This window comes from Allocoprobacillus halotolerans (genome assembly GCF_024399475.1).
Taxonomy (GTDB): Bacteria; Bacillota_I; Bacilli_A; order Erysipelotrichales; family Coprobacillaceae; genus Allocoprobacillus; species Allocoprobacillus halotolerans.
In genome coordinates this window covers 2,440,743-2,463,229 of sequence record NZ_CP101620.1, presented here as the reverse complement: position 1 = coordinate 2,463,229, position 22,487 = coordinate 2,440,743, and the positions used below count along the sequence as shown (strand labels likewise).

Sequence of the window (22,487 nt, the reverse complement as noted above, 5' to 3'; positions counted from 1 at the left end):
AATCATGAAAGAAAAAATCATAACACAATCATTAGATGAGATTATGGGTGATCGTTTTGGAAAATATTCAAAATATATTATTCAAGATCGTGCATTGCCTGATGTAAGAGATGGATTAAAGCCTGTTCAACGTAGAATTCTTTATGCTATGTATAAAGATGGTAATACTTATCAAAAACCATATCGTAAATCTGCTAAAACAGTGGGTAATGTTATTGGAAATTATCATCCTCATGGAGATACATCTGTCTATGAGGCAATGGTTCGTTTATCACAAGAATGGAAAATGCGTATCCCTCTTATTGATATGCAAGGAAATAATGGTTCGATTGATAATGATCCTGCAGCTGCGATGCGTTACACTGAAGCGAGATTGTCATCCGTTGCTTCAGAATTATTAAAAGATATAGATAAAGAAACTGTTCAAATGGCATTAAACTTTGATGATACTGAATATGAACCAACTGTTTTACCAGCTAAATTTCCTAATCTTCTTGTTAATGGAGCGACTGGAATTTCAGCTGGATATGCAACTGATATTCCACCGCATAACTTAAAAGAAGTTATTGATGCAACAATTTATAGAATATTACATCCTCATTGTACTTTAGATGATTTAATGAAATTTATCAAAGGTCCAGACTTTCCAACCGGAGCCATTGTAGAAGGGTTAAATGGTATTAAAAAAGCATTTGAAACTGGTAAAGGAAAAGTTGTTGTTCGTTCAAAGACAAAAATTATTGAAGAAAAAATATCAATAAGATAGTTGTCACAGAAATTCCTTATGAAGTGAATAAAGCTGAATTAGTGAGAAAATTAGATGAAATACGTTTTCAAAAAAATATTGATGGTATTATTGAAGTGCGTGATGAATCTGATCGTAATGGATTAAGTATTGTTATTGATTTAAAGAAAGATGTTGACGTGCAAAATACGCTTAATTATTTCTATAAAAATACGGATTTACAAAAGAATTATAATTATAATATGGTGGCTATTAAAAATAAAAGACCAATCTGTATGGGGATTGTTGAAATCTTGGATGGTTATATTGATCATCAAATTGAAGTCATTACAAAACGTTCTTTATATGACTTAAATAAGGCACAGGAACGTAAACATATTGTTGATGGTTTGATAAAAGCCATTTCTATATTAGATGAAGTTGTTCATACCATTCGTCATTCACGTGATAAACAAGATGCAAAAAATAATCTTCAATCAAAATATCATTTTACACAAAATCAGGCAGAAGCTATAGTGATGTTACAGTTATATCGTTTAACAAACACAGATATTGTTTCTTTAGAAAAAGAAAAAGTGAACTTGAAGTATTGATTCAAACATTAAATGATATTTTAGAAAGTGATAAGGTTTTAAGAAAAGTGATTGTTGATGAATTAAAACAAATTCAAAAACAATATCCAAGTCCACGTTTAACTGAAATAAAAGATGAAATACAAGAAATTGTGATTGATGAAGAAGCAATGATTCTACCTGAAGATATTTATGTTTCTATTACGCGTGATGGCTATGTAAAAAGAATTTCTCAAAGATCTTATAAAGCCAGTGAAAATATTGCATTTGGTAAGAAAGATGAAGATGTTTTGTTGGATTTACATTTTGCAAGTACTTTAGATAAATTATTGATTTTTACGGATAAAGGAAATTATTTGTTTATTCCAATTCATAAGTTAGAAGAATTTAAATGGAAGGAACTAGGAAAACATATTAGTTATTTCATTAAGGTTTCACCAGAAGAGAAAATGATTGGTTCAATCCTTATTAAATCATTTGAACTTCCTTATTATGTTTTACTGGTGACGCGTTTAGGACAAATTAAACGTGTTGCTTTAAAAGATTTTGAAGTGGCTCGTTATAGTAAACCTCTTAAATGTATGAATTTAAAAAAGGATGACCAATTATTACAAGTTTCACTTACAAATGATCATCAAGCCATTGTTTTAACATCGTCTTTAGGTTATGTTTCATTATATAGTGAACAGGAAATTTCTATTCTAGGACTTAAAGCTGCTGGTATTAAAGCTATGAATTTAAAAGAAGATGTTTTGGTTTCAATGAATACCTTTGATCCAACTTATTCTTATTCATATGTATTAGTCAGTGATCAGCCAGGAATCAAGCGTATGCGAGTTTCTGATATACCTAGCTGTAATCGTGCAACAAAAGGAACTTTAATTTTTAAATCACCGAAAACTCATCCAATTCATGCAGTGATATCTTATGTATTAGACATACAAGATAAGTTTGTAATAACAACACAGCAGAAAAAAGAAGTTATGATAGTTAAAGATTTCTCGATATCTCAAATTGGACAAAAACCAAGTGTGATTCAGTCTTTAAAAAATGAAATAATAACAGATGTTTATCGTGATTTTGTTCTCACTACAAACTTATATCAAGATAAAATTGAAAATAATCAAAATAAAGAAAAGGTTGATAAGCATCAACCTTTAGAGAAAAACCCACAACAAGATAAACATTTTGAACCTATTTCTTTTGATGACTTATTTAAAGATGATTTCTAATTGGCATGAATGTAGGCTTTTAATAACTTGATTAATGCACGTTTTTCTAAACGTGATACATAGGAACGTGAAATATTCATTTTGGCTGCAATCTCTTTTTGGGTATAAATACGTTGATGATTAAGGCCATAACGATAAATTAGGATTTCTTGTTCACGTGGAGTCAGTAAGGTGAAATAATCTTGTAGTTTTTGAATCTGTTCATTTGTTTGAATCTGATCAACAATATCTTTTTCCTTAGCAGGAATAATATCAAGCAAGGTCATTTCACCACCATCTTTATCTACGCCTAAAACTTCATTAAGTGAAACATCAAGTGCTGTTTTTTTATGATGACGTAAATGCATTAGAATTTCATTTTCAATGCATTTTGCAGCATAGGTTCCCAGTTTTGTAGATTTACTTGCATTATAACTGTCTACTGCTTTAATCAGTCCAATTGTACCAATACTGATTAAATCTTCCTGTAAATCTTTAGAACTTTCGTATTTTTTCGCAATATGTGCAACTAGTCTGAGATTGTGTTCAATCAATGCATTTCTAGCATTCTGGTCACCTTGAAAATATTTTTCTAATAATTCATTTTCTTGCTGGGGAGTTAATTGAGGTTTAAAAGCCTGTGTTTTAATAAAGGATACAAAGAAAAATTGTTGAAGTAATGCAAAAATGGTCGTAAACATAAGTCACCTCACAATATTATATGAAATTTGTCGATGTTTATGTTTATCTCTTTTCATAAAAAAGGAAATGGTATACAATAATCAAGAAGGAAGGTATATATGGAAGAAATAAAAAAATGTTATGGTTGTGGAGCCATTATTCAAAGTGATAATGAAAAACATATTGGTTATGTTCCTAAAAATGCATCACAAAGAGAACATATTTTATGTCAAAGATGTTTTCAATTAAAGAATTATCATAAGTTACAGACAACAACACTCACAAAAGATGATTTTTTAAATTTATTAGATCATATTGGTGAAAAAGATTGTCTAGTTGTTTATATGATTGACTTATTTGATTTTGAAGGTAGTCGTATACCAGGATTACTTCGACATATTGGTTATAATGATGTCCTCGTTTTAGCAAATAAACGCGATCTTTTACCTAAATCAGTCAAAGAACGTAAGCTTGAACACTGGGTAAGAAGACAATTAAAAGAAGAGGGGATTAAACCTGTTGATGTCATCATTACCAGTGCTAAGAAAAACATGAATATGGATAAGATTTATGATGCTATGATGGCATATCGTAAGCATCGTGATATTTATGTGGTGGGTGTTACAAATGTTGGAAAATCAACTTTTATTAATGCTTTATTGAAACATTATGCACAAGTAGAAGATCAAAATTTAATTACTGTTTCAGAATTTCCAGGAACAACTCTTGATTTTATTGAAATACCATTGGATGAAAATTCTTGTTTATATGATACACCAGGTATTATCAATGAAAATCAAATGACGCATTTTATAGAACCTGAAGATTTAAAGAAAATGATGCCACAAAGTGAATTAAGACCAATAGGTTTCCAATTACAAGAAAAACAAACGATTTATTTTGATGGATTGGGAAGAATAGATTATATAAGTGGTGCCCAGGCAAGTTTTATTACATATTTTTCTCGTCAACTGAAAATTCATCGTACGAAAACAATCAATGCTGATGCGTTATATGATCGACATAAGACTTTTACGCTAGAGCTTGATGGCATGAAAACAATAAAAGATATGAAAACATATGATTTTAGCTTGAAACCTGGAAAATGTGATATTGTGATTTCAGGTTTAGGATTTATCACAATCAGTTCACAAGGTGGAAAAGTGAAAGTACATGTTCCACCTCAGATTCTAGTGACAATAAGAGAAGCAATTATATAAAGAAAGGAAAGAGAGATATGTTAACAGGTAAGCAAAAAAGATATTTAAGAAACGAAGCCCATCATTTAAAAGCTATTTTTCAAGTTGGAAAAGATGGTGTTTCTGAAAATCAAATAAAAGGAATTTTAGCAGCTTTAGAAACACATGAATTATTGAAAGTAAAAATATTAGATAATTGTCCAGAGGATGTTCATAATGTAGCGTTAGAATTAAGTATGCATACAAAAGCTGAAGTTGTTCAAATTATTGGTCGTACAATCGTTTTATATAAACAAAGTGATGAAAGAATTTATCGTTTGCCATGAAAAGAATAGGATTGTTTGGTGGGAGTTTTGATCCCATTCATAAAGCTCATGTAGAAATTGCTATGTGTGCGATTGAACAACTTCATTTAGATGAAGTCCAATTGATTCCAACTCGTCATAATCCATGGAAGAATCAAAGCTGTGCAAGTGCTCAAGATAGAATAGAAATGATTCGTATAGCGATTCAAGATTATCCCTCTCTAACAATCAATACAATTGAAATAGAAGATGGGGGAGAAGATAAAAATTATACAATTCATACAATTGAAAAATTAATTCACCAGCATCCTGATGTTCAATATTACTATATTATGGGGATGGATCAAGCGAATGCCTTTGATCAATGGAAAAAAGCCAAAAGAATATCTCAACTTGTTCATCTTATAGCATTTCAAAGAGGAGGATATCAACCTCATTTAGATATTATAAATAAATATCATTTTCAGTTATTAGAGAATCAACCTGTGTATGCTTCAAGCAGTGATGTTAGAAATGGACATATCGAAATGCTCGACAGCAATGTATTACGTTATATTTCTTATCATGGTTTATATTTGGAAACAATGGTCAGTTCACGAATGAAAGAAAAACGTTGGAAACATACATGTAGTGTTGCAAAGTTGGCAAAAAAGATTGCTAAGGCTAATCATTTGGATTCAAGGCAAGCCTATATTGCTGGTATAATGCATGATGTAGCTAAAGAAATGGATAAAGATATGGCACAAAAAATAATGGAAAAGCATTTTTCTGAATATTTAGCCAAACCTTATCCTATCTGGCATCAATGGTTGTCACGTTATGTCAGTGAACATGAATTTTTGATAGATGATGCAGTTGTTTTAAAAGCAATTGAAGATCATACAACTGCTTCTATAGGCATATCACCAATTGGGAAATGCTTATATGTTGCTGATAAATTAGATCCATTAAGAGGATATGATTCATCTAAACAAATTGAAATATGTCTTCATGATATTCATCAAGGATTTAGAAATTCTTTAATTGATTTTTATGAATTCTCAAAAAGAAGAACAGAGAGATTGATGAATGTTTTTATGAAATTTACGATTTTTATGTTGCGAAAGGGGAAAAATAAATGACAAAATTAGAATGTGTTGTTAAAGCGATGGATGATAAACTAGCAACGCATATCACAGCGATTGATATGCGTGATGTGAGTCCTATGTTTGATACTTTTGTTCTATGTACTGCCAGCAATGAACGTTTAATGCAGGCTATTACAGAAAATATTAAAGAGGAATGTGCAAAGCATAACTATGAAGTCAAGAGTATTGAAGGTTTAAGAAATTCAAAATGGATTTTGATTGATTTAGGAGATATTGTTTGTCATATATTTGAAGGTTCTGAAAGAGAAAGCTATAATCTAGAAAAATTATGGGGCGATATGCCACGTATTAATGTTGAAGGAATGTTAGCAAAATGAGTTATGAAAATTTTGCCTATTATTATGATAGTTTAATGGATGACCAGTTTTACGAGGATTACTACCAGTTTATATTACAACAATGCCAGTTTGAAGAGGTTTTTGAATTAGGTTGTGGAACAGGAGAAATGGCCATTCGTCTAGCTAAAAATCACAAAACTGTTTATGCTTCTGATTTGTCTAGTGATATGTTGGAAGTGGCTAAGCAAAAAGCCATTGAACAAAATGTTAATCTTGTTTTACAAAGGGTAGATATGTCTGATTTCACTTTATCTCGTCCCGTTGATTTGATTTTATGTCTATGTGATTCGATGAATTATTTGTTAGAACCACAACAGATTATTCAAACATTTCAAAATGTATTTCAGTCTTTAAATAATCAGGGAACGTTTATTTTTGATATTGATAGTTTATATAAAATGAATGTTATTTTAAAAGATTATCATGAAAAAGAAGAAGATGAAGAATTTGTATTTGAATGGAAAGTTGAAAAAATTGATGATGGTTATGTTCATCATCATGTTTATATCGAAGATAAATTGAATGGAGATATTGTTGATGAAGATCATTATCAAAAAACATATCCAGTTTCTCAATATTTATATTGGTTAAATGAGGTTGGTTTTAAAGCAGTTGAATATTTTAGTGATTTTTCAAGCTATCATGATGATTGTGAAAGAATCATTTTTGTGTGTCGAAAGGGGAATGAGAAATGATTGGAATAATTGGTGCGATGGAAGAAGAAGTTGCAGCTATTTTAGAACTTATGCAAGTCTCTCAAACGCAAGTTAATCAAGGCTATACTTTTTATGAAGGAACAATGAATGAAAAACCTGTGGTTCTTGTTCAAGGTGGTATTGGTAAAGTTAATGCCGCTGTTTCAACAACTCTATTATTATCACAATATGATATTCATTTTGTGATTAATATTGGTTCAGCAGGAGGACTTAAGTTGAATCAAAATGTTGGTGATGTGGTGGTATCAACTGGTGTTTTGCATCATGATGTTGATATTACAGCGTTTGGACGAACATTAGGAGAAGTACCAGGTATGCCATGTGTTTTTCAACCAGATAAAGGTGCTTTAAAACAAGTAGAAATGATTTTACAAAATTCTCAACAACCTTATCATCTAGGACTCATTGTTTCTGGAGATCAGTTTATTTGTCGTGAAGATCAGGTTTTGACGATTCAAAAACATTTCCCTGATGCTATGTGTGCAGAAATGGAAGCTGCTTCAATCGCTCAGGTTTGTCATGTTTTCAAAATACCATTTATTATTACACGATCTTTAAGTGATATTTTTCAAAAAGGTGATAATCACATTCAATTTGATGAATATTTGAAAAAAGCAAGTCAAGCTTCAGCAAAAATGTGTTATCGTCTTGTTTCAGTATGGATGCAATAACCATGGTTATTGCTTTTTTAAGGAGGAGAAGTCATGAAAAAGATTGAATTATTAGCTCCTGCAGGTGATCAGGAATCGTTGATAGCGGCAGTACAAAATGGTGCTGATGCTATTTATTTGGGTGGAACATTATTTAGTGCGCGAGCTTATGCGAAAAACTTTGATGATGCACAATTACAATGGGCTGTTTCCTATGCTCATTTATATGGTGTAAAAATCTATGTAACAATGAATACATTGTACAAAGATAGTGAGATGGATGCTTTAATATCTTATCTAAAAAAGCTATATGATTATCAAGTTGATGCGCTCATTATTCAAGACATAGGTCTGTTTGATTTAGTACGTTCCTTATTTCCTGATTTTGAAATTCATATGAGTACACAGGCATCTATTATGAATAGTTATGGTGTTCATTATTTTGAAAAATGTGGGGCTAGTCGTGTTGTTTTGGCACGTGAAAATACTATTGAAGAAATACAAAGAATATGTCGTCAAACCGATATTGAAATTGAAGTTTTTGTCCATGGAGCAATGTGTGTTTGCTATTCAGGACAATGTTTAATGAGTAGTATGATTGGAAAGCGTAGTGGCAATAGGGGACAATGTGCACAACCTTGTCGTTTGCAATATCAATTATTAAAAGATGGAAAAACTTTACCAGAACGATACCCATTTTTATTATCACCAAAAGATATGATGACGATTGAACATATTGATTCATTGATTGAAGCGTGTGTATCATCTTTAAAAATTGAGGGGCGAATGAAAAGACCAGAATACGTTGCTAGTGTGACAAGAGCATATCGTCAAGCTATCGATGCATATTATCAAAAGAAAAAATTGATTTCCAACCCTATATTCAAGATATGCAAGCCATGTTTAATCGTAATTATACTTCAGGATATTTACAACATGATGTAAAGATTGTTGATGGTGATTATTCTGGACATAAAGGTTATGTTATCGGGGAAGTTTTATATTACCATAAAAAACAAAAAAGAGTAGGAATTCGTTTGTACAAATCACTTCTACAAGGTGATAGCATTGTCTTTGAAAACATTGATAAGGGACGTCCAGTCAATAAAATATATTTAAAAAATCAATTAGTAAAAGAAGCGAATCCAGATGAGGTTATTGAAATTGAATTTGATTATTATGTTGATAAGGGACTTGTTAGAAAGACATTAGATAAAATTGTTATGGAAAGAATGCAAAAGACTTATCAAAAAGCAATGCGTAAAATTCCTGTAACGATGAATTTTGAAGCGAAGATAGGTGAGCTTGCTAAACTCACTATAGAAAAAGATAACCATCATGTTATTGTGAAATCAACACAAAATGTTGAAAAAGCGAAACAAACACCATTAGATCAACAACGTATTTATCAACAATTATCTAAACTTGGATCAACTCCTTTTGAACTTAACAGTTTTTATAGTGATTGTGATGAAGGCTTATCAATGCCAATTAAAGAATTGAACGAAATGCGTAGAAATGCTTGTGATTTATTAATAAATCAGCTTTCCACTCAAAAAATTCATCATCATTCCATTCAAAACACACCACAATTATCATATCATGGGTCTTTCAATCAACCTCAATTCTATGTAGCTGTTCATTCTCTTGAACAATTAGAAGTTGTTATTGAATATCCTATTGATAATATTGTTTATCCCTATCAAAAAGATATTGATAAAGCCTATGATGTCTGTTTAAAACATCATAAAACATTAATAATGATGACTTCACAAGTTATGAAGGATAATGATATTCAAACTATCTTGAAATCAGATATTTATTCTCAAATACAAACAATTATTGTTAATGATTATGGTGCATATCAAGCCTTTCATGATAAAAATTTAATAGCTGGACATGGACTCAATATCTATAATTCATATGCCACAAACCACTATCAACATCCATTTCTTGTTTCTTTAGAAATGTCATCACAAGAAATGAAACAATTGAAAACAGATTTATCTCATTGCATAGTTGAAATATTTGGTAAAACAACAAATATGATCAGTGAATATTGTCCTATTTCACAATATTATTTTGGATATCAAAATAAAAATTGCCAAATGTGTAAACAGGGATCATTTGCTTTAAAAGATCGTAAAAGAGAAATTTTTGATATCATGGTTGATGAACAGTGTCGTATGCATTTATTAAATGCACATACTTTGTATTATGAACATTGGAAACAGCTATCAGTGGGAGGATATTTTATTCAATTTACTAATGAAGATAAACAAAGGGTAAAATGGATTATGGATAATTTTATGAATTATCAATCATTAGACAATATTCGACAAAAAATAAAATTCACTTTTGGATATTTTAAAGAATAATGTTGAAAAGGTTCTATTTATGTCTTTCATAAAAATATTTTTTTCATATTCTAAATTGCTATCGTTTTTTATTCATGATATAATAAAAACATGGAGGTGACTTTATGGCAATAGATATGGATTTGGCAAAAAGATTGAAGGTTTATCGTAATTTTAAACATCTCACTCAAAAAGAAGTGGCTTCCCATTTGAATGTACCTCATTCTGCTATTTCAGATATTGAAAACGGAAAAAGAGATGTCACTGTCAGTGAATTAAAAATTCTTTCACATCTTTATGGAAGAAGTGTGGAAGAAATTATGAGTGGAAAAAAATATGATTATTATAATATTGCAAATATTGCACGTTTACTTACTGAATTACCTGATGATGACTTAAAAGAAGTTATGTTTATCATTGAGTATAAACGTAAAAGGGTTGAAGAAAAAATAAAAATCATCAATAAAAACCACGCCTTTTAGGCGTGGTTTTCTCTGCGACTATAAGCCTTTGTTACTTGCTCGCGTCTAAAGACGCTGCTTTCACTTCGTTCAAGCTATCGCTTTTGACTCTCACTATCCCTCAAGATGTCTTCTATTTAATATCTATCCTATGTCATTTCTTAGTTGATTATAAATCACTTTTCGTCTATACTTTGGAGTGAAGACGATGTGATATTTGCACATCCACTTCGTACATGCTAAAGAATTTGTTTTTTGAGCCATACTTTATCACCTTTCCATTAAAATGAAAGTGTTAAAGCTATCATTATAATGGAAAGGTGATATTTTTGTATAACTTTTTATAGCTCCACCCTCATAGCAGATGGTTTTTTATTTCGTATACTTTGTACGCTCAACTAACTAATGTCAATATATTCATACTAGTATGAATATTAGAATAAAAAGAAATTAGCGAAAATACTAATTTCTTTTTATTTTAATAATTCTTTAAATTCTTCTAAAAGTTCAAGTCCTTCATTTATGATATCCTGTTTACACAAATCATCAGTTTGACAATGATGGAATTCTACTTGAATATTTTTTTCGTGCATATCAATTAAAGCATATGTACCATAGCCGTAGCTGCCACGATTCATCATTAAGCTACCAGGATTTACAAATAGGATATCTTGATGTTTTTGATATGTTGGAACATGTGTATGACCATGTAAACAAAGATAGCAATGTTCTTGTTGGCATAATTGAATCAATTGATCATATCCAAAATAAACACCATAAAAATGACCATGTGTGACACAAATGTTTTGAAATGTTTGATAAATAGGATAGGGAGCATCATCATGATTTCCTCTTACAACAATATCAAACTTTTGAATATAGGGATCATCCATAGGTAATGATGAGTCTCCACAATGAATCATATAATCTACTTGTGATTGATATTGATCAACAACTCGCTGTAAATGGTTTCCATATAAATGACTATCACTTATAACTAATAATTTCACTTTATCATCTCTTTTCTTTATCAATATTTTATCATATTTGTTTCATAAAATCATTTTTATATTGATGAAATCAAATGATTTTCTCAAATAGAAAATTTTTGCCCGTAAGTGTTTACAATTCCCGTAAAAATTGTTACAATATATATTGTAATAATAAGAAAGGGAGTAAGAAATATGAAAACTATTTTATTAGTATGTTCTGCAGGAATGTCTACAAGTTTATTAGTTACTAAAATGGAAGCTGCTGCTAAAGATGCTGGTGTTGAATGCAAAATCTTTGCATTACCATTCTCTGATGCACCTAGAGTATTAGAAGAAGTTGATGTCATCTTACTTGGCCCACAAGTTAGATTCCAAAAAGCTGCTATTGAAAAATTAGCTGCTGGTAGAAAAGCTGGTGCAATTCCTGTAGATGTCATCGATATGAGAGATTATGGAACAATGAACGGTAAAGCCGTATTCGAAAAAGCTTTATCTTTATTAAAATAATCCCTTAAAGGAGCTTAGGCTCCTTTTTTCTTTCTTTTTTATATATTGTTTGTTATAATGTTAAAAAAATCAGGAGGATGAAAAATGGAAAAAGCAATTATAACAGTTGTGGGAAAAGATCAGGTAGGAATTATTGCTCAAGTCTGTCAAGCTTTAGCAAAAACAAATATTAATATATTAGATATTTCACAAACAATATTAGATGGATATTTTAATATGATGATGATTGTTGATATGTCTTCGTCAAAAGAATCATTTGCTGATGTGAGTGATCAATTAGAAACGCTAGGTCAACATATTGGCGTTTATATTAAATTACAGCATGAAGATATTTTTAATAAAATGCATAGAATCTAAGGAGGCATAGAATGATTAATTTATTTGAAGTTAATGAAACAAATAAGATGATTGAACAAGAAAACTTAGATGTGCGTACCATCACGATTGGAATTAGTCTGATTGATTGTATCGATGCCGATATAGATGTTTTATGTCAAAATATTTATCAAAAAATTACAAGCGTTGCAGCTGATCTGGTTAAAACAGGAGAAAGTATTGAAAAAAATATGGTATTCCTATTGTCAATAAAAGAATTTCTGTCACACCAATTGGACTTATAGGTGCGGCTGCATGCCATACAACAGATGATTTTGTCAAGATTGCTAAAACTTTAGATCGTTGTGCACATACTGTTGGTGTGAATTTTATAGGAGGATATAGTGCTATTGTTTCAAAAGGAATGACAGCTGCCGAAAAATTATTAATTCAATCTATTCCTCAAGCGATGAAAGAAACAGAATTAGTATGTAGTTCTGTAAATGTTGGTTCAACAAAAACAGGAATTAATATGGATGCAGTAAAATTAGTTGGAGAAATTATTAAAGAAACTGCTTTGCTTACACAAGAGCAAGATTCCATTGGTTGTGCAAAATTTGTAGTATTTTGTAATGCACCTGATGATAATCCTTTTATGGCTGGTGCTTTCCATGGTGTCAGTGAAACGGATGCTATTATTAATGTGGGTGTTAGTGGCCCAGGCGTTGTCAGAAAAGCAATTCAAACAGCAAAAGGAAAAGACTTTGGTGAGTTATGTGAAATTGTGAAAAAGACGGCATTCAAAATTACAAGAGTTGGACAACTTGTTGCTAGAGAAGCTGCGGCAGCATTAAATATTCCATTTGGGATTATTGACCTCTCTTTAGCACCTACACCTGCTGTAGGAGATAGTATTGCTGATTGCTTAACTGAAATGGGACTAGAAAGAGTTGGTGCGCCAGGTACAACAGCTGCTTTAGCTATTTTAAATGACCAAGTGAAAAAGGGTGGAGTTATGGCTTCCTCTTATGTTGGAGGACTTTCAGGAGCATTTATTCCAGTGAGTGAAGATCAAGGAATGATTGATGCTGTGGAAGCAGGTGCTTTAACATTAGAAAAGTTAGAAGCTATGACTTGTGTTTGTTCAGTTGGTTTAGATATGATTGCTATTCCAGGAAAGACATCAAAGAAAACAATCGCTGGTATTATTGCTGATGAAATGGCTATTGGTATGATTAATCAAAAAACAACAGCTGTACGTATTATTCCAGTCATTGGAAAAGATGTAGGGGAAAGAGTCGAATTTGGTGGTCTATTGGGGTACGCACCTATTATGCCTGTCAATCCATTTTCATGTGACGAATTTATTGATCGAGGTGGACGTATTCCTGCGCCTATCCATAGTTTTAAAAATTAACAAAAAGACGATATATTCGTCTTTTTTTACAAGGGAGAATAATGATGTTAAATGATCAACTTATTATTTATAAAAATATTTCAAAAGATCCAATTGTTTTAAAATGTTTATCTTTTGTAGAAGATGAATCACTTATTGATGAATCTGAATTTATATCTGATTTATTAATTCTAGCTGAAAAATATGAATTACATGGACAATTATTTCAAAGTTTATTAACGTATTTATTAGCTTATCATGAAAATACTTTTACTTTAGCATTGGAAAGAAAAAAGGACATTTCTGTTTCATTAAAAAAGGTTGTCTGCCATGATTTTGAATATCTTTATCATATTTATCATCATGATTTTTCATCTCTCCATTCATTATATAATGATTTATTTTATGATTTTACTAATAGTTCAACAATTATTAATCAAGAAATTTTTGATTTATTAACAAATTTACAAATTAGACTTTCACAAAGCACTTCAGTGGAAGAATTCTATCAAATATTATATAATCATTATTATCAATATGGTGTAGGAAAATATGGTTTAAATAAAGCTTTCCGTTATTTAAATAATCAAATTATACAAATTGATCATATTGGTAATAATACTTTAGAACAATTAATAGGTTATGAAAGTCAAAAAGAACGTTTGATGACCAATACAGAAGCGTTTTTAAAAGGACAGAAAGCCAATAATGTTTTATTATATGGTGATAGTGGGACTGGAAAATCAAGTAGTATTAAAGCACTTTTGAATCGCTATTACAAAGATGGACTAAGAATGGTGGAAGTTTATAAGCATCAATTTATATCATTACCACAAATTATCAATGAACTGCAAAATAGGCATTATCGCTTTATTATTTTTATGGATGATTTATCATTTGAAGAATTTGAAGTCGAATACAAGTATTTGAAAGCAGTTATTGAGGGTGGATTGGAAAAGAAACCTGATAATATTCTTATCTATGCAACAAGCAATCGAAGACATTTAATCAAAGAAACATGGAATGATCGTAATCATGATCAAGAAATTAATAACAATGATGCAATGCAAGAAAAACTATCATTAGTTTCTCGCTTTGGAGTTCAAATCATGTATATTCATCCTAATAAACAACATTATTTGGATATTATTGATGCTTTAGCTAAAAGTTATCATTTAGAAATGCCTATTGATCAGTTACATGAATTAGCATTACAATGGGAAATAAGAAATGGAGGTTTTTCAGGAAGAACAGCAAAACAGTTTATTCATATGCTGCTTTCTCAACAATCATGAAACAATTAACATTAGAAGATTATTCAATTATTCAACCTTATTTAGAAAAAGCCAATTATGAAGGCTATAATTCAAATTTTGTGACAATGATGATGTGGAACCATGAATATCATATTCAATATGAAATCCATGAAAATTTTCTTATCATGTTACATTGCTATAAAAATATATATTTTTGGGCTATGCCTTTTACAACTCCTGAACATTACAAAGAAGCATTGATGTATATGAAACAATATAGTCATGAACATAATTTTCCATTTATGATTGATTGTGCTGTAGAAGATTTTGTTGCAAATATTAAAAAAGTGATTTTTCAAACCAATATTTATTTGAAAGAACACCTTATAATGATGATTATATTTATGATAAAAATATGCTTCAAACACTTTCAGGTAAGAAAATGCAAAAAAGACGTAATCATTACAATGCATTTATCAAAAACTATCCTGATTACCAGTATCGTGATTTAGATTTAATCAAGGATTTTGACACTATTCTCACTTGTTTAAATAAGTGGGAAGGGGATAAAGATGAAATGAGTGAATCTATGATAAGTGAAGTCAGAGGTATTATGTCATTATTATCATCTCAAAATCTTTTACCATTTCATATCGGAGGTATTTTTATTCATGATCAATTAGAAGCCTTTATTATAGCATCGCAATTAAATCATTCGACTATTCAAATCCACGTGGAAAAAGCGAACAAAGATATTAGAGGTCTTTATCCAGCTATTTTAAAAGAATTTCTTGATCATCATTATCATGATGAAAAATGGGTGAATAGAGAAGAAGATATGGGATTAGAAAACTTACGTCGTTCTAAACAATCACTGCACCCTGTTAAGATGATTTATAAATATCGTATTTATGAAAATCAAACAATGATTCAAAAGGCTGAAGCTGAAGACCAACAACAAATTATTGATTTATGGAAAACATGTTTTCAAGATGAAACAGAGAAATCAACTCATTTCTATTTTCAAGAATTATATCAAAAAGAGAATACCTATGTTTTAAAAAATAATTCTCAAATCATTTCAGCTTTGCAAATTGTTCCAATGTCTATCATGAAAAACAGCATTGTTGAAGATTGTTATTTTATATTAGGCGTTTGTACACATCCATATTGTCAAAAACAGGGAATGATGAAAAAACTACTACAATTCGTTTTAAATGAATATGAAGGGCAAAATATATATTTACAGGCTTATCATCCTGAAATTTATCGTCCTTTTGGCTTCTATGCTTCACATTATCATCAAGTTATGCCTATTCATCAAGAGATGCTTAAGGATTGTCCTGATTTAAAAATAAGTCATGATTTGAATCTGTTGGAAATATATTATAATGAATTTGTTAAAAATTTTGATGAATATCGTATACGTTCACTTTCTTATTGGGATTTATTATTAAAACGATGTGAAAGTTTTGATGATCAAATTGTTATATTTGAAGATTTAGGCTATTTGATATATCACGAAGATGAAGACAGTATTTTTATAAACGAGGTTATTTATTTAAAAAAGAGGCTCTTTTACAAATGTTATCTTATTTTAAGAATATTTCTAAAAAAATTATACTAGAATGTGATATGACTGTTCATTTTAACTCTGAATCTCAAAATGTTATTACAATGATGAATAATCAACTTACTCAAGATTGTATAGAACCTGCAAAATATATTAATGAAGTTTATTAAACAAGAAGCATCATGCTTCTTGTTTTATTAAGAATTTAAAAACGTTATCTTAAATACAGTGATAGTAGAGGGATATCAATGACTTGAATAAATAAAAAGAGACTGTAATGTTACAGCCTTTAGTGTAAAGTATTATTTAATTGGACATATTCTTTTACAATTTGAAAAAGTTCTTCTTCTGTTCAGTTATGACTATTTTGAAATACAATACGATATTTTAGCTGATCAACATAGACCGTGAATTGCAATTCGTCAATATCTTCATCAAGATAGTAAGAAAGATAGGACTTGCCAATTTGTGTACACGAACTTACATCTACGTTTAAGAATGATTAGGTGTAGCATAAGTTACTAAATATGTTGTATAACAATCCTCTTCTTGATAATAGTATTCATAGGGAATTGTATCGACATAATGAAGGACAAATTTATCATTTTGATTCAACAATAATTTTTTTGTTTATCATTCATGTATGAATCAAAGTCATATAACTCGTAATAGGGTATATTTGCATATCTCTCAAAAGTTGTGACATTATCATAATTATGAATATCATTAACATTGACAAAAAGAGAAGATATAAATAATGCTGAACCTAAAATAATTATAGTTATAATTACCAATGCAATAGCTATAGTCTTTTTTAAACATATTATCACTTCATCATTAAAACTAAATATATCATTAACTTCGTATAATATATATTATGTGATTTTTATAGACATATTGTAATAAATGAATACGTAGTTATAAAGGCTATTATAGCGATAAGAATGAAAATATATGTAAAAATATAAGTGTTAGCTTTTTTAGATTGACGAAAAGCTGCTAAAAATGAACAAATATATAAAATCATTGCAATCAAATAATGTGTGATAATTATTCCTTGGTTAGCGAGAGATATGCTAAAAATATAGAGTAATGCACCAATCAAAGTGCCACCAAGAGTCATCATGATGGCACGTCTTATTTCTTGAAATTCCATGAGATCCTTCTCCTAGATAATTTTATCTAATAATGAAGTTCCAATACCTGGATTTTCTACACCAAAATTATCTGCGATTGTTGCACCAATTACTGCATAGCTTTTTTGTAATCCCAAATGTTTTGGCATTTGTAATGATTTGCTATAAATAATTAATGGTACATTTTCACGAGTATGATCAGTTCCTTTATATGTAGGATCATTTCCATGGTCTGCTGTAATCATAAGTAAATCATCACTATTTAAATGATATAATAATTGTTCAAGCTGTTGATCAAATTCAACGATTGCTTGTCCATATCCTTCGGGATTTCTTCTATGTCCATAAACCGCATCGAAATCTACTAAATTTAAGAAAGCTAAACCAGTAAATTCTTCTTTAGCAATTTCAATAGTCTTTTCCATACCATCATGATTAGAAACAGTTTTCACTTTACGTGTTATTCCTTGATCTACAAAAATATCAGGTATTTTACCAATACCAATGACTTCAATTTTATTTTCTTTTAAACTATCCAAAACTGTTTTTCCAAACGGTTTTAAAGCTAAATCATGACGATTGGCAGTTCTTACAAATTCACCTTTCTTTTTTCCAATATATGGTCTAGCAATAATACGTCCAACTTTCCATCTATCATCCATTGCAATTTCTCTTGCTATTTCACAAGCTTTATAGAGTTCTTCTAATGGTATCACTTCTTCATTAGCAGCAATTTGGAATACAGAATCAGCTGAAGTATAGACAATCCAATCTCCTGTCTTAATTTGATGTTCTCCCCAGTCATCTAAGATTTTAGTTCCACTTTCTGCATAATTTCCAACACATTTACGTCCTGTTTTTGCTTCAAATAAATCAATGAATTCTTGAGGGAAACCTGTATCAGTAAATGTTTTAAAAGGTTTTGTGATATGTAATCCCATCATTTCCCAATGACCTGTCATTGTATCTTTTCCATTAGAAACTTCTTCAAGTCGAGCTGTATAAGCAAGTTGCTTTTTTAAAGCATGAATGCCTTGAAATTGGCCAATATTACCTAATCCCATGCCTTCCATACATGGAACATCCAATCCCCCTACTTTTTCACAAATATGAGCTAATGTATTTGCTCCTAAATCATCAAATTTTTCAGCATCATGTGCCTCTCCTATTCCTAATGAATCTAAAACTATTAAAAATACACGTTTATATTTTTCCATTTTTCTTATTCCTTTCTTGCATTCTAGGATGTAATTGACGATAATCTTGTATGGCTTTACTTTGAGAAACATGTGTATATATTGTTGTTGTTGAAATATCACTATGCCCTAACATTTCCTGAATAGATCGCAAATCAGCATCATGCTCTAATAAATGTGTTGCAAAAGTATGGCGTAATGTATGTGGACTTATGTGTTTGGATAAATGACTTTTTTTACAATTTTTTGAAGAATATGATAAAAATCATCTCTTGTCATCTGTTTTCCTTTTTGTGTTACAAATAAATATGGTGTTGCACCACTTAAACATAATTCATCACGATAAGTTTCAACATACTCCTTTAATAAGAACCCACAGTTATCATTCATAGGAACAATTCTTTCTTTATTACCTTTTCCTATACATCTTACAAATCCTTTATGAATATTAATGTTTTGAATTGTCAAATGGCACATTTCACTAACTCGCAAACCACAGCCATATAAAATTTCTACCATACAACGATTGCGTGAAGAAATAGCATCTTTGACTTCAATTGATTCTAATAATGTTATGATTTCCTGTTCACTTAAGACCTGTGGCAAATTTTTTTACGTTTAGGCATATCAAATGAACTCATTATATTTTGTGTTACAAATCTTTCTTTCATTAAGAATTGATAAAACTGTCTTAATGAAATCATATGGCGATCAATAGTTGTATCACTGAGTTTTTGACGTTCTTTTTTAAATAAGCATGAACATGATCTTTTGTCACATCTTCGATTTGCTGAACTTGAAATGTTTGGAAAGTAAAATCAAGAAATTGTTCAATATCTCTTTGATAGGCTTCAACAGTATGTTGACTATAATTTTTTCAACAATCATATATTCACGATATTCTCTCATTGCATCTTTGCATTTCAAAATACATCACCACTACTATTATAACAATTTTTGGTACAAAAAACTACAAAAGTACTTATTAAAATAGTGGGACAATATAAAGACGAAAAGCCAATGAAATTGTCAAAACAATAAGAGAAGCAATAATAAAATTTAAACGATAATTTAAAATACTTTTTATATTAAAATTTTGTTCAATATAAAAATTAACTAAAGACACATAGCTAGAAATATATAAACCAATATAAACAATAATAAAAACAATGAGAAGTTCTAAAATAATTTCAAAAAACATTAAAAGAATAATAATAAAATTAAATTGGACGGTTGCTAAAGTATATTGAATAGAAAATGAAATTTGTAAACCTTTTAAGAAGGTTATAAACAATAAACCGATTTGTCCAATATAACTTGTACTTAAATATGTACATATAAAAATAAGTAAACCACTTTGTATTAAATATAACTGATAATGATTTTGATAATTTTCAATATTCAAATAAAATAAAAAATGAAAAAATTCTTGAATGACAGGTTGCGTATGAGAATATTGATAAAACCCAAATAAAAAACCTATAAAGCTTGTTACCGTTATTAATATTAATATATATCTTTTATCTTGAATAAAACGCTGTAAAAAAACACTCATGTTATCACCTCTATAAAGTCTATGAGCGTTCTTTAAAATTATTCATTATTTTTAAGATATTTTTTTGGATTTCTTTATCTTTGATAAGCGATGATGCTTTCATAACTTTCATGTCAGGAAAGTTTTCATTAAGTTGATGAATCAATTCGTCAGTTTGATTTTGAATATTATGCTGTGTATGAGTTTGATTAAATAAAGATAATTGAATATTTATATCTTCAAGATGGACAACGTTGTTCAAACTCACACCCACTAATCTTAAATTTTCACCATTATATATGCTTTCAAACAACAATAATGCTGTTGCATAAATAACATCAAAATCATTTGTATATTGATCAATAATGGTTTGCTTTGTTTTAGATTTTTCACGTGTATATTTTAATGTGATTGAAATAGAATTAGAAACAAGATCTCTTTTTTTAGCTCTTGATGAGACTTCATGAGACAAAGAACGAAAAACAGATTTAATAAATTCTTCATCGTGACTATCTTTTTCAAAAGTCGTGGAATTACCAACCGATTTTAATTCATTTCTTTCATAATTAATCTTTGAAAAATCTTTGCCATTAGCTCTTTGATAAACAACAAATGTATTTTTTTGAAAAATTGACCTTATTTTTTCATAATTCTCATATTTTGCTAAATCACCAATAGTGTAAATACCTAATTGTTGGAGCTTTGGAACAGTTTTTTTACCAATACCATGCATATCTCCTACTGGTAAAGCCCAAAGTTTATCTTTAAAATTTCTATTTGTAATCATTGTTATTCCCATTGGTTTTTTCATATCACTTGCCATTTTAGCTAAAAACTTATTGGGAGCAATACCTATTGAACATTGTAGCTTTAATGTTTTATAAACAGTTTCTTGAATGTTTTTAGCTGTTTGATAAGGATGCATGTGATGTTTTTGAATATATTCAGTCATATCCACATAGCATTCATCAATACTGGCAACTTCTAACTTTTGAGAAAATGAAGATATGACTTGAAAAAATGCTTGAGAAAGTGTTTTGTATAATGCAAAATGGGGCGGAATGATAATCAACTGAGGACATAGCTCTTTAGCTTGAAATAATGGCATAGCTGAATGAATTCCATACTTTCTGGCTTCATAAGAAGCAGTCGTAATAATACTACGACGTGATTCACGGCAAATAACAATTGGTTTGCCCATAAGATGAGGATTTTGAGAGATTTCTGCACTTGCATAAAAAGCATTTAAATCTATATGAAAAATAATCTGCAAAGAAATCACCTCAACTTTCATCACTATTTTAACATATAGTTTTTATAATTATAAAGACTTTCTTTTTTAACATTATCAGTTTTATGAGCTAATCTCAGTTTATCAGCAATCATAGCAATGAATTCTGAGTTTGTTGGTTTTGCTTTCACAGCTGAAACTGTATATCCAAAAATATCATCAATAGCATCTGTATTTCCCCTATTCCATGCAACTTCAATAGCATGACGAATGGCTCTTTCTACACGTGATGATGTTGTATTGTACATTCTAGCAATATCAGGATATAAAACTTTTGTAACTTGTCCAAGAATTTCAATGTTATAATAAGTTGTTAAAATTGCAGTTCTGAGATACATATATCCTTTTATATGAGCAGGAATCCCTACCTCATGTAAGATTTCAGTAATTTCATTTTCAATTTTAACTTTTTTATATTTTTCTGATTCATCCTGATCCATTAATTCTTGCTTTTGAAATTCAGAAGCTGTGATATATAATGTTGATTGAATGAAATGTTGAATATCAAAAGGATATTTAAAACAATATGTAACACCTAATTCTTCAAGCATATTACAAATTGTCTGATTAGTAAATTGTGTGATACATACAACCTTATGATATGTTTGTTTATTCATTTCTTTGAGTTTTTTGAGAACTCCAATCCCATCAATTTCAGACAACATCAAATCAAGTATTAATAAATCACAGTTTTTTTGGTTAAAGAAATTCAAACAATCTATACCATTATGTGCAGATCCTACAATTGTAAATTTATTTGTTTTTTCTAAATTAAATTTTATATTTTCCAATAATTCTGGTTGATCAATGGCTATAAATGTTTTCATAATTTCCAATTTTCCCTTTTGATTTATTCCCATCAGCAATTTTATTATATATGTGTCAAAAACAGATTCCTAGTCTTTCTA

21 protein-coding genes and 5 pseudogenes are annotated in these 22,487 nt (G+C 29.6%); 16 read left to right on the top strand and 10 right to left on the bottom strand.

Features of this window, described 5'->3' with window-relative positions:
• The first annotated feature begins 4 nt into the window (after positions 1-4).
• Positions 5-2,549 (top strand): annotated as a pseudogene (gene parC / locus NMU03_RS18115) (DNA topoisomerase IV subunit A).
• Here the strand turns inward: parC and sigK are convergent.
• Positions 2,546-3,229: an RNA polymerase sporulation sigma factor SigK gene (gene sigK, locus NMU03_RS14530; protein ID WP_290139364.1), complete on the bottom strand. Its 684-nt coding sequence runs from the start codon at positions 3,227-3,229 to the stop codon at positions 2,546-2,548. The pseudogene parC and the gene sigK sit on opposite strands and share 4 nt — an antisense overlap.
• Positions 3,230-3,328: 99 nt before the next feature.
• Between sigK and yqeH the strand changes: the two genes are divergently transcribed.
• From yqeH to NMU03_RS14485, 9 genes are all read left to right on the top strand, one after another.
• Positions 3,329-4,429: a ribosome biogenesis GTPase YqeH gene (gene yqeH / locus NMU03_RS14525; RefSeq protein ID WP_290139361.1), complete on the top strand. Its 1,101-nt coding sequence runs from the start codon at positions 3,329-3,331 to the stop codon at positions 4,427-4,429.
• A 17-nt stretch (positions 4,430-4,446) separates the two neighbouring features.
• Positions 4,447-4,734: a ribosome assembly RNA-binding protein YhbY gene (yhbY, locus tag NMU03_RS14520; RefSeq protein WP_290139358.1), complete on the top strand. Its 288-nt coding sequence runs from the start codon at positions 4,447-4,449 to the stop codon at positions 4,732-4,734.
• Positions 4,731-5,834: a nicotinate (nicotinamide) nucleotide adenylyltransferase gene (gene nadD, locus NMU03_RS14515; protein ID WP_290139355.1), complete on the top strand. Its 1,104-nt coding sequence runs from the start codon at positions 4,731-4,733 to the stop codon at positions 5,832-5,834. The genes yhbY and nadD overlap by 4 nt, the downstream gene beginning before the upstream one ends.
• A complete protein-coding gene (rsfS, locus tag NMU03_RS14510) occupies positions 5,831-6,178 on the top strand; it encodes a ribosome silencing factor (RefSeq protein WP_290139352.1) in 348 nt (115 codons plus the stop codon). The genes nadD and rsfS overlap by 4 nt, the downstream gene beginning before the upstream one ends.
• Complete coding sequence (locus tag NMU03_RS14505) at positions 6,175-6,894, top strand: class I SAM-dependent DNA methyltransferase (RefSeq protein WP_290139350.1); 720 nt, start codon at positions 6,175-6,177, stop codon at positions 6,892-6,894. Before rsfS ends, NMU03_RS14505 begins: the two co-directional genes overlap by 4 nt.
• The gene (locus NMU03_RS14500) at positions 6,891-7,586 is read left to right on the top strand and encodes a 5'-methylthioadenosine/adenosylhomocysteine nucleosidase (RefSeq protein WP_290139347.1); all 696 of its coding nucleotides are present in this window, start codon (positions 6,891-6,893) and stop codon (positions 7,584-7,586) included. The genes NMU03_RS14505 and NMU03_RS14500 overlap by 4 nt, the downstream gene beginning before the upstream one ends.
• Before the next feature lie 33 nt (positions 7,587-7,619).
• Positions 7,620-8,510, top strand: coding sequence for a peptidase U32 family protein (locus NMU03_RS14495; RefSeq protein ID WP_290139345.1), 891 nt, complete (start codon positions 7,620-7,622; stop codon positions 8,508-8,510).
• Positions 8,465-9,943, top strand: coding sequence for a DUF3656 domain-containing protein (locus tag NMU03_RS14490; RefSeq protein ID WP_290139342.1), 1,479 nt, complete (start codon positions 8,465-8,467; stop codon positions 9,941-9,943). The genes NMU03_RS14495 and NMU03_RS14490 overlap by 46 nt, the downstream gene beginning before the upstream one ends.
• A 104-nt stretch (positions 9,944-10,047) precedes the next feature.
• Positions 10,048-10,404: a helix-turn-helix transcriptional regulator gene (locus tag NMU03_RS14485; RefSeq protein ID WP_290139339.1), complete on the top strand. Its 357-nt coding sequence runs from the start codon at positions 10,048-10,050 to the stop codon at positions 10,402-10,404.
• A 126-nt stretch (positions 10,405-10,530) separates the two neighbouring features.
• Here NMU03_RS14485 and NMU03_RS14480 read toward each other — a convergent pair.
• Together NMU03_RS14480 and NMU03_RS14475 are read right to left on the bottom strand one after the other, a co-directional pair.
• Positions 10,531-10,647 (bottom strand): annotated as a pseudogene (locus NMU03_RS14480) (transposase); the annotation flags it as partial.
• A gap of 209 nt (positions 10,648-10,856) precedes the next feature.
• A complete protein-coding gene (locus tag NMU03_RS14475; protein WP_290139336.1) occupies positions 10,857-11,393 on the bottom strand; it encodes a metallophosphoesterase in 537 nt (178 codons plus the stop codon).
• Between the two features lie 174 nt (positions 11,394-11,567).
• On the opposite strand from NMU03_RS14475, the gene NMU03_RS14470 reads away from it, so the two are divergent.
• The 6 genes and pseudogenes from NMU03_RS14470 to NMU03_RS14445 all read left to right on the top strand — a co-directional run bounded on the left by NMU03_RS14470 (position 11,568) and on the right by NMU03_RS14445 (position 16,476).
• Positions 11,568-11,882, top strand: a complete 315-nt coding sequence (locus NMU03_RS14470; RefSeq protein ID WP_290139334.1) for a PTS sugar transporter subunit IIB — start codon at positions 11,568-11,570, stop codon at positions 11,880-11,882.
• Positions 11,883-11,966: 84 nt separating this feature from the next.
• The gene (locus NMU03_RS14465; protein ID WP_290139332.1) at positions 11,967-12,239 is read left to right on the top strand and encodes an ACT domain-containing protein; all 273 of its coding nucleotides are present in this window, start codon (positions 11,967-11,969) and stop codon (positions 12,237-12,239) included.
• An 11-nt stretch (positions 12,240-12,250) separates the two neighbouring features.
• Positions 12,251-13,614, top strand: a pseudogene (locus NMU03_RS14460) (PFL family protein).
• A 44-nt stretch (positions 13,615-13,658) separates the two neighbouring features.
• Positions 13,659-14,888 (top strand): ATP-binding protein, encoded by a 1,230-nt coding sequence (locus NMU03_RS14455; RefSeq protein WP_290139329.1) that lies wholly within the window; start codon positions 13,659-13,661, stop codon positions 14,886-14,888.
• Positions 14,885-15,361 (top strand): hypothetical protein, encoded by a 477-nt coding sequence (locus tag NMU03_RS14450; protein ID WP_290139327.1) that lies wholly within the window; start codon positions 14,885-14,887, stop codon positions 15,359-15,361. The genes NMU03_RS14455 and NMU03_RS14450 overlap by 4 nt, the downstream gene beginning before the upstream one ends.
• Positions 15,265-16,476 (top strand): GNAT family N-acetyltransferase, encoded by a 1,212-nt coding sequence (locus tag NMU03_RS14445; protein WP_290139324.1) that lies wholly within the window; start codon positions 15,265-15,267, stop codon positions 16,474-16,476. The genes NMU03_RS14450 and NMU03_RS14445 overlap by 97 nt, the downstream gene beginning before the upstream one ends.
• 832 nt (positions 16,477-17,308) lie before the next feature.
• Here the strand turns inward: NMU03_RS14445 and NMU03_RS14440 are convergent.
• From NMU03_RS14440 to spo0A, 7 genes and pseudogenes are all read right to left on the bottom strand, one after another.
• Positions 17,309-17,578: a hypothetical protein gene (locus tag NMU03_RS14440; RefSeq protein ID WP_290139320.1), complete on the bottom strand. Its 270-nt coding sequence runs from the start codon at positions 17,576-17,578 to the stop codon at positions 17,309-17,311.
• Between the two features lie 12 nt (positions 17,579-17,590).
• Complete coding sequence (locus NMU03_RS14435) at positions 17,591-18,775, bottom strand: phosphopentomutase (RefSeq protein ID WP_290139317.1); 1,185 nt, start codon at positions 18,773-18,775, stop codon at positions 17,591-17,593.
• Positions 18,762-19,360, bottom strand: a pseudogene (locus NMU03_RS14430) (tyrosine-type recombinase/integrase). Before NMU03_RS14430 ends, NMU03_RS14435 begins: the two are co-directional and overlap by 14 nt.
• Positions 19,345-19,589 (bottom strand): annotated as a pseudogene (locus NMU03_RS17775) (site-specific integrase). The pseudogenes NMU03_RS14430 and NMU03_RS17775 overlap by 16 nt, the downstream one beginning before the upstream one ends.
• 150 nt (positions 19,590-19,739) lie before the next feature.
• The gene (locus NMU03_RS14420) at positions 19,740-20,309 is read right to left on the bottom strand and encodes a hypothetical protein (protein ID WP_290139314.1); all 570 of its coding nucleotides are present in this window, start codon (positions 20,307-20,309) and stop codon (positions 19,740-19,742) included.
• A 19-nt stretch (positions 20,310-20,328) separates the two neighbouring features.
• A complete protein-coding gene (locus NMU03_RS14415; RefSeq protein WP_290142359.1) occupies positions 20,329-21,570 on the bottom strand; it encodes a DNA polymerase IV in 1,242 nt (413 codons plus the stop codon).
• A gap of 14 nt (positions 21,571-21,584) precedes the next feature.
• Positions 21,585-22,406: a sporulation transcription factor Spo0A gene (gene spo0A / locus NMU03_RS14410; protein WP_290139312.1), complete on the bottom strand. Its 822-nt coding sequence runs from the start codon at positions 22,404-22,406 to the stop codon at positions 21,585-21,587.
• Positions 22,407-22,487 lie beyond the last annotated feature (81 nt).

Excerpts from the sequence above, each read along its gene's own strand:
- sigK (WP_290139364.1), bottom strand. The coding sequence starts at position 3,229 with ATGTTTACGACCATTTTTGCATTACTTCAACAATTTTTCTTTGTATCC.
- yqeH (WP_290139361.1), top strand. The coding sequence starts at position 3,329 with ATGGAAGAAATAAAAAAATGTTATGGTTGTGGAGCCATTATTCAAAGT.
- yhbY (WP_290139358.1), top strand. The coding sequence starts at position 4,447 with ATGTTAACAGGTAAGCAAAAAAGATATTTAAGAAACGAAGCCCATCAT.
- nadD (WP_290139355.1), top strand. The coding sequence starts at position 4,731 with ATGAAAAGAATAGGATTGTTTGGTGGGAGTTTTGATCCCATTCATAAA.
- rsfS (WP_290139352.1), top strand. The coding sequence starts at position 5,831 with ATGACAAAATTAGAATGTGTTGTTAAAGCGATGGATGATAAACTAGCA.
- NMU03_RS14505 (WP_290139350.1), top strand. The coding sequence starts at position 6,175 with ATGAGTTATGAAAATTTTGCCTATTATTATGATAGTTTAATGGATGAC.
- NMU03_RS14500 (WP_290139347.1), top strand. The coding sequence starts at position 6,891 with ATGATTGGAATAATTGGTGCGATGGAAGAAGAAGTTGCAGCTATTTTA.
- NMU03_RS14495 (WP_290139345.1), top strand. The coding sequence starts at position 7,620 with ATGAAAAAGATTGAATTATTAGCTCCTGCAGGTGATCAGGAATCGTTG.
- NMU03_RS14490 (WP_290139342.1), top strand. The coding sequence starts at position 8,465 with ATGTTTAATCGTAATTATACTTCAGGATATTTACAACATGATGTAAAG.
- NMU03_RS14485 (WP_290139339.1), top strand. The coding sequence starts at position 10,048 with ATGGCAATAGATATGGATTTGGCAAAAAGATTGAAGGTTTATCGTAAT.
- NMU03_RS14470 (WP_290139334.1), top strand. The coding sequence starts at position 11,568 with ATGAAAACTATTTTATTAGTATGTTCTGCAGGAATGTCTACAAGTTTA.
- NMU03_RS14465 (WP_290139332.1), top strand. The coding sequence starts at position 11,967 with ATGGAAAAAGCAATTATAACAGTTGTGGGAAAAGATCAGGTAGGAATT.
- NMU03_RS14455 (WP_290139329.1), top strand. The coding sequence starts at position 13,659 with ATGTTAAATGATCAACTTATTATTTATAAAAATATTTCAAAAGATCCA.
- NMU03_RS14450 (WP_290139327.1), top strand. The coding sequence starts at position 14,885 with ATGAAACAATTAACATTAGAAGATTATTCAATTATTCAACCTTATTTA.
- NMU03_RS14445 (WP_290139324.1), top strand. The coding sequence starts at position 15,265 with ATGCTTCAAACACTTTCAGGTAAGAAAATGCAAAAAAGACGTAATCAT.
- NMU03_RS14440 (WP_290139320.1), bottom strand. The coding sequence starts at position 17,578 with ATGGAATTTCAAGAAATAAGACGTGCCATCATGATGACTCTTGGTGGC.
- NMU03_RS14435 (WP_290139317.1), bottom strand. The coding sequence starts at position 18,775 with ATGGAAAAATATAAACGTGTATTTTTAATAGTTTTAGATTCATTAGGA.
- NMU03_RS14420 (WP_290139314.1), bottom strand. The coding sequence starts at position 20,309 with ATGAGTGTTTTTTTACAGCGTTTTATTCAAGATAAAAGATATATATTA.
- spo0A (WP_290139312.1), bottom strand. The coding sequence starts at position 22,406 with ATGAAAACATTTATAGCCATTGATCAACCAGAATTATTGGAAAATATA.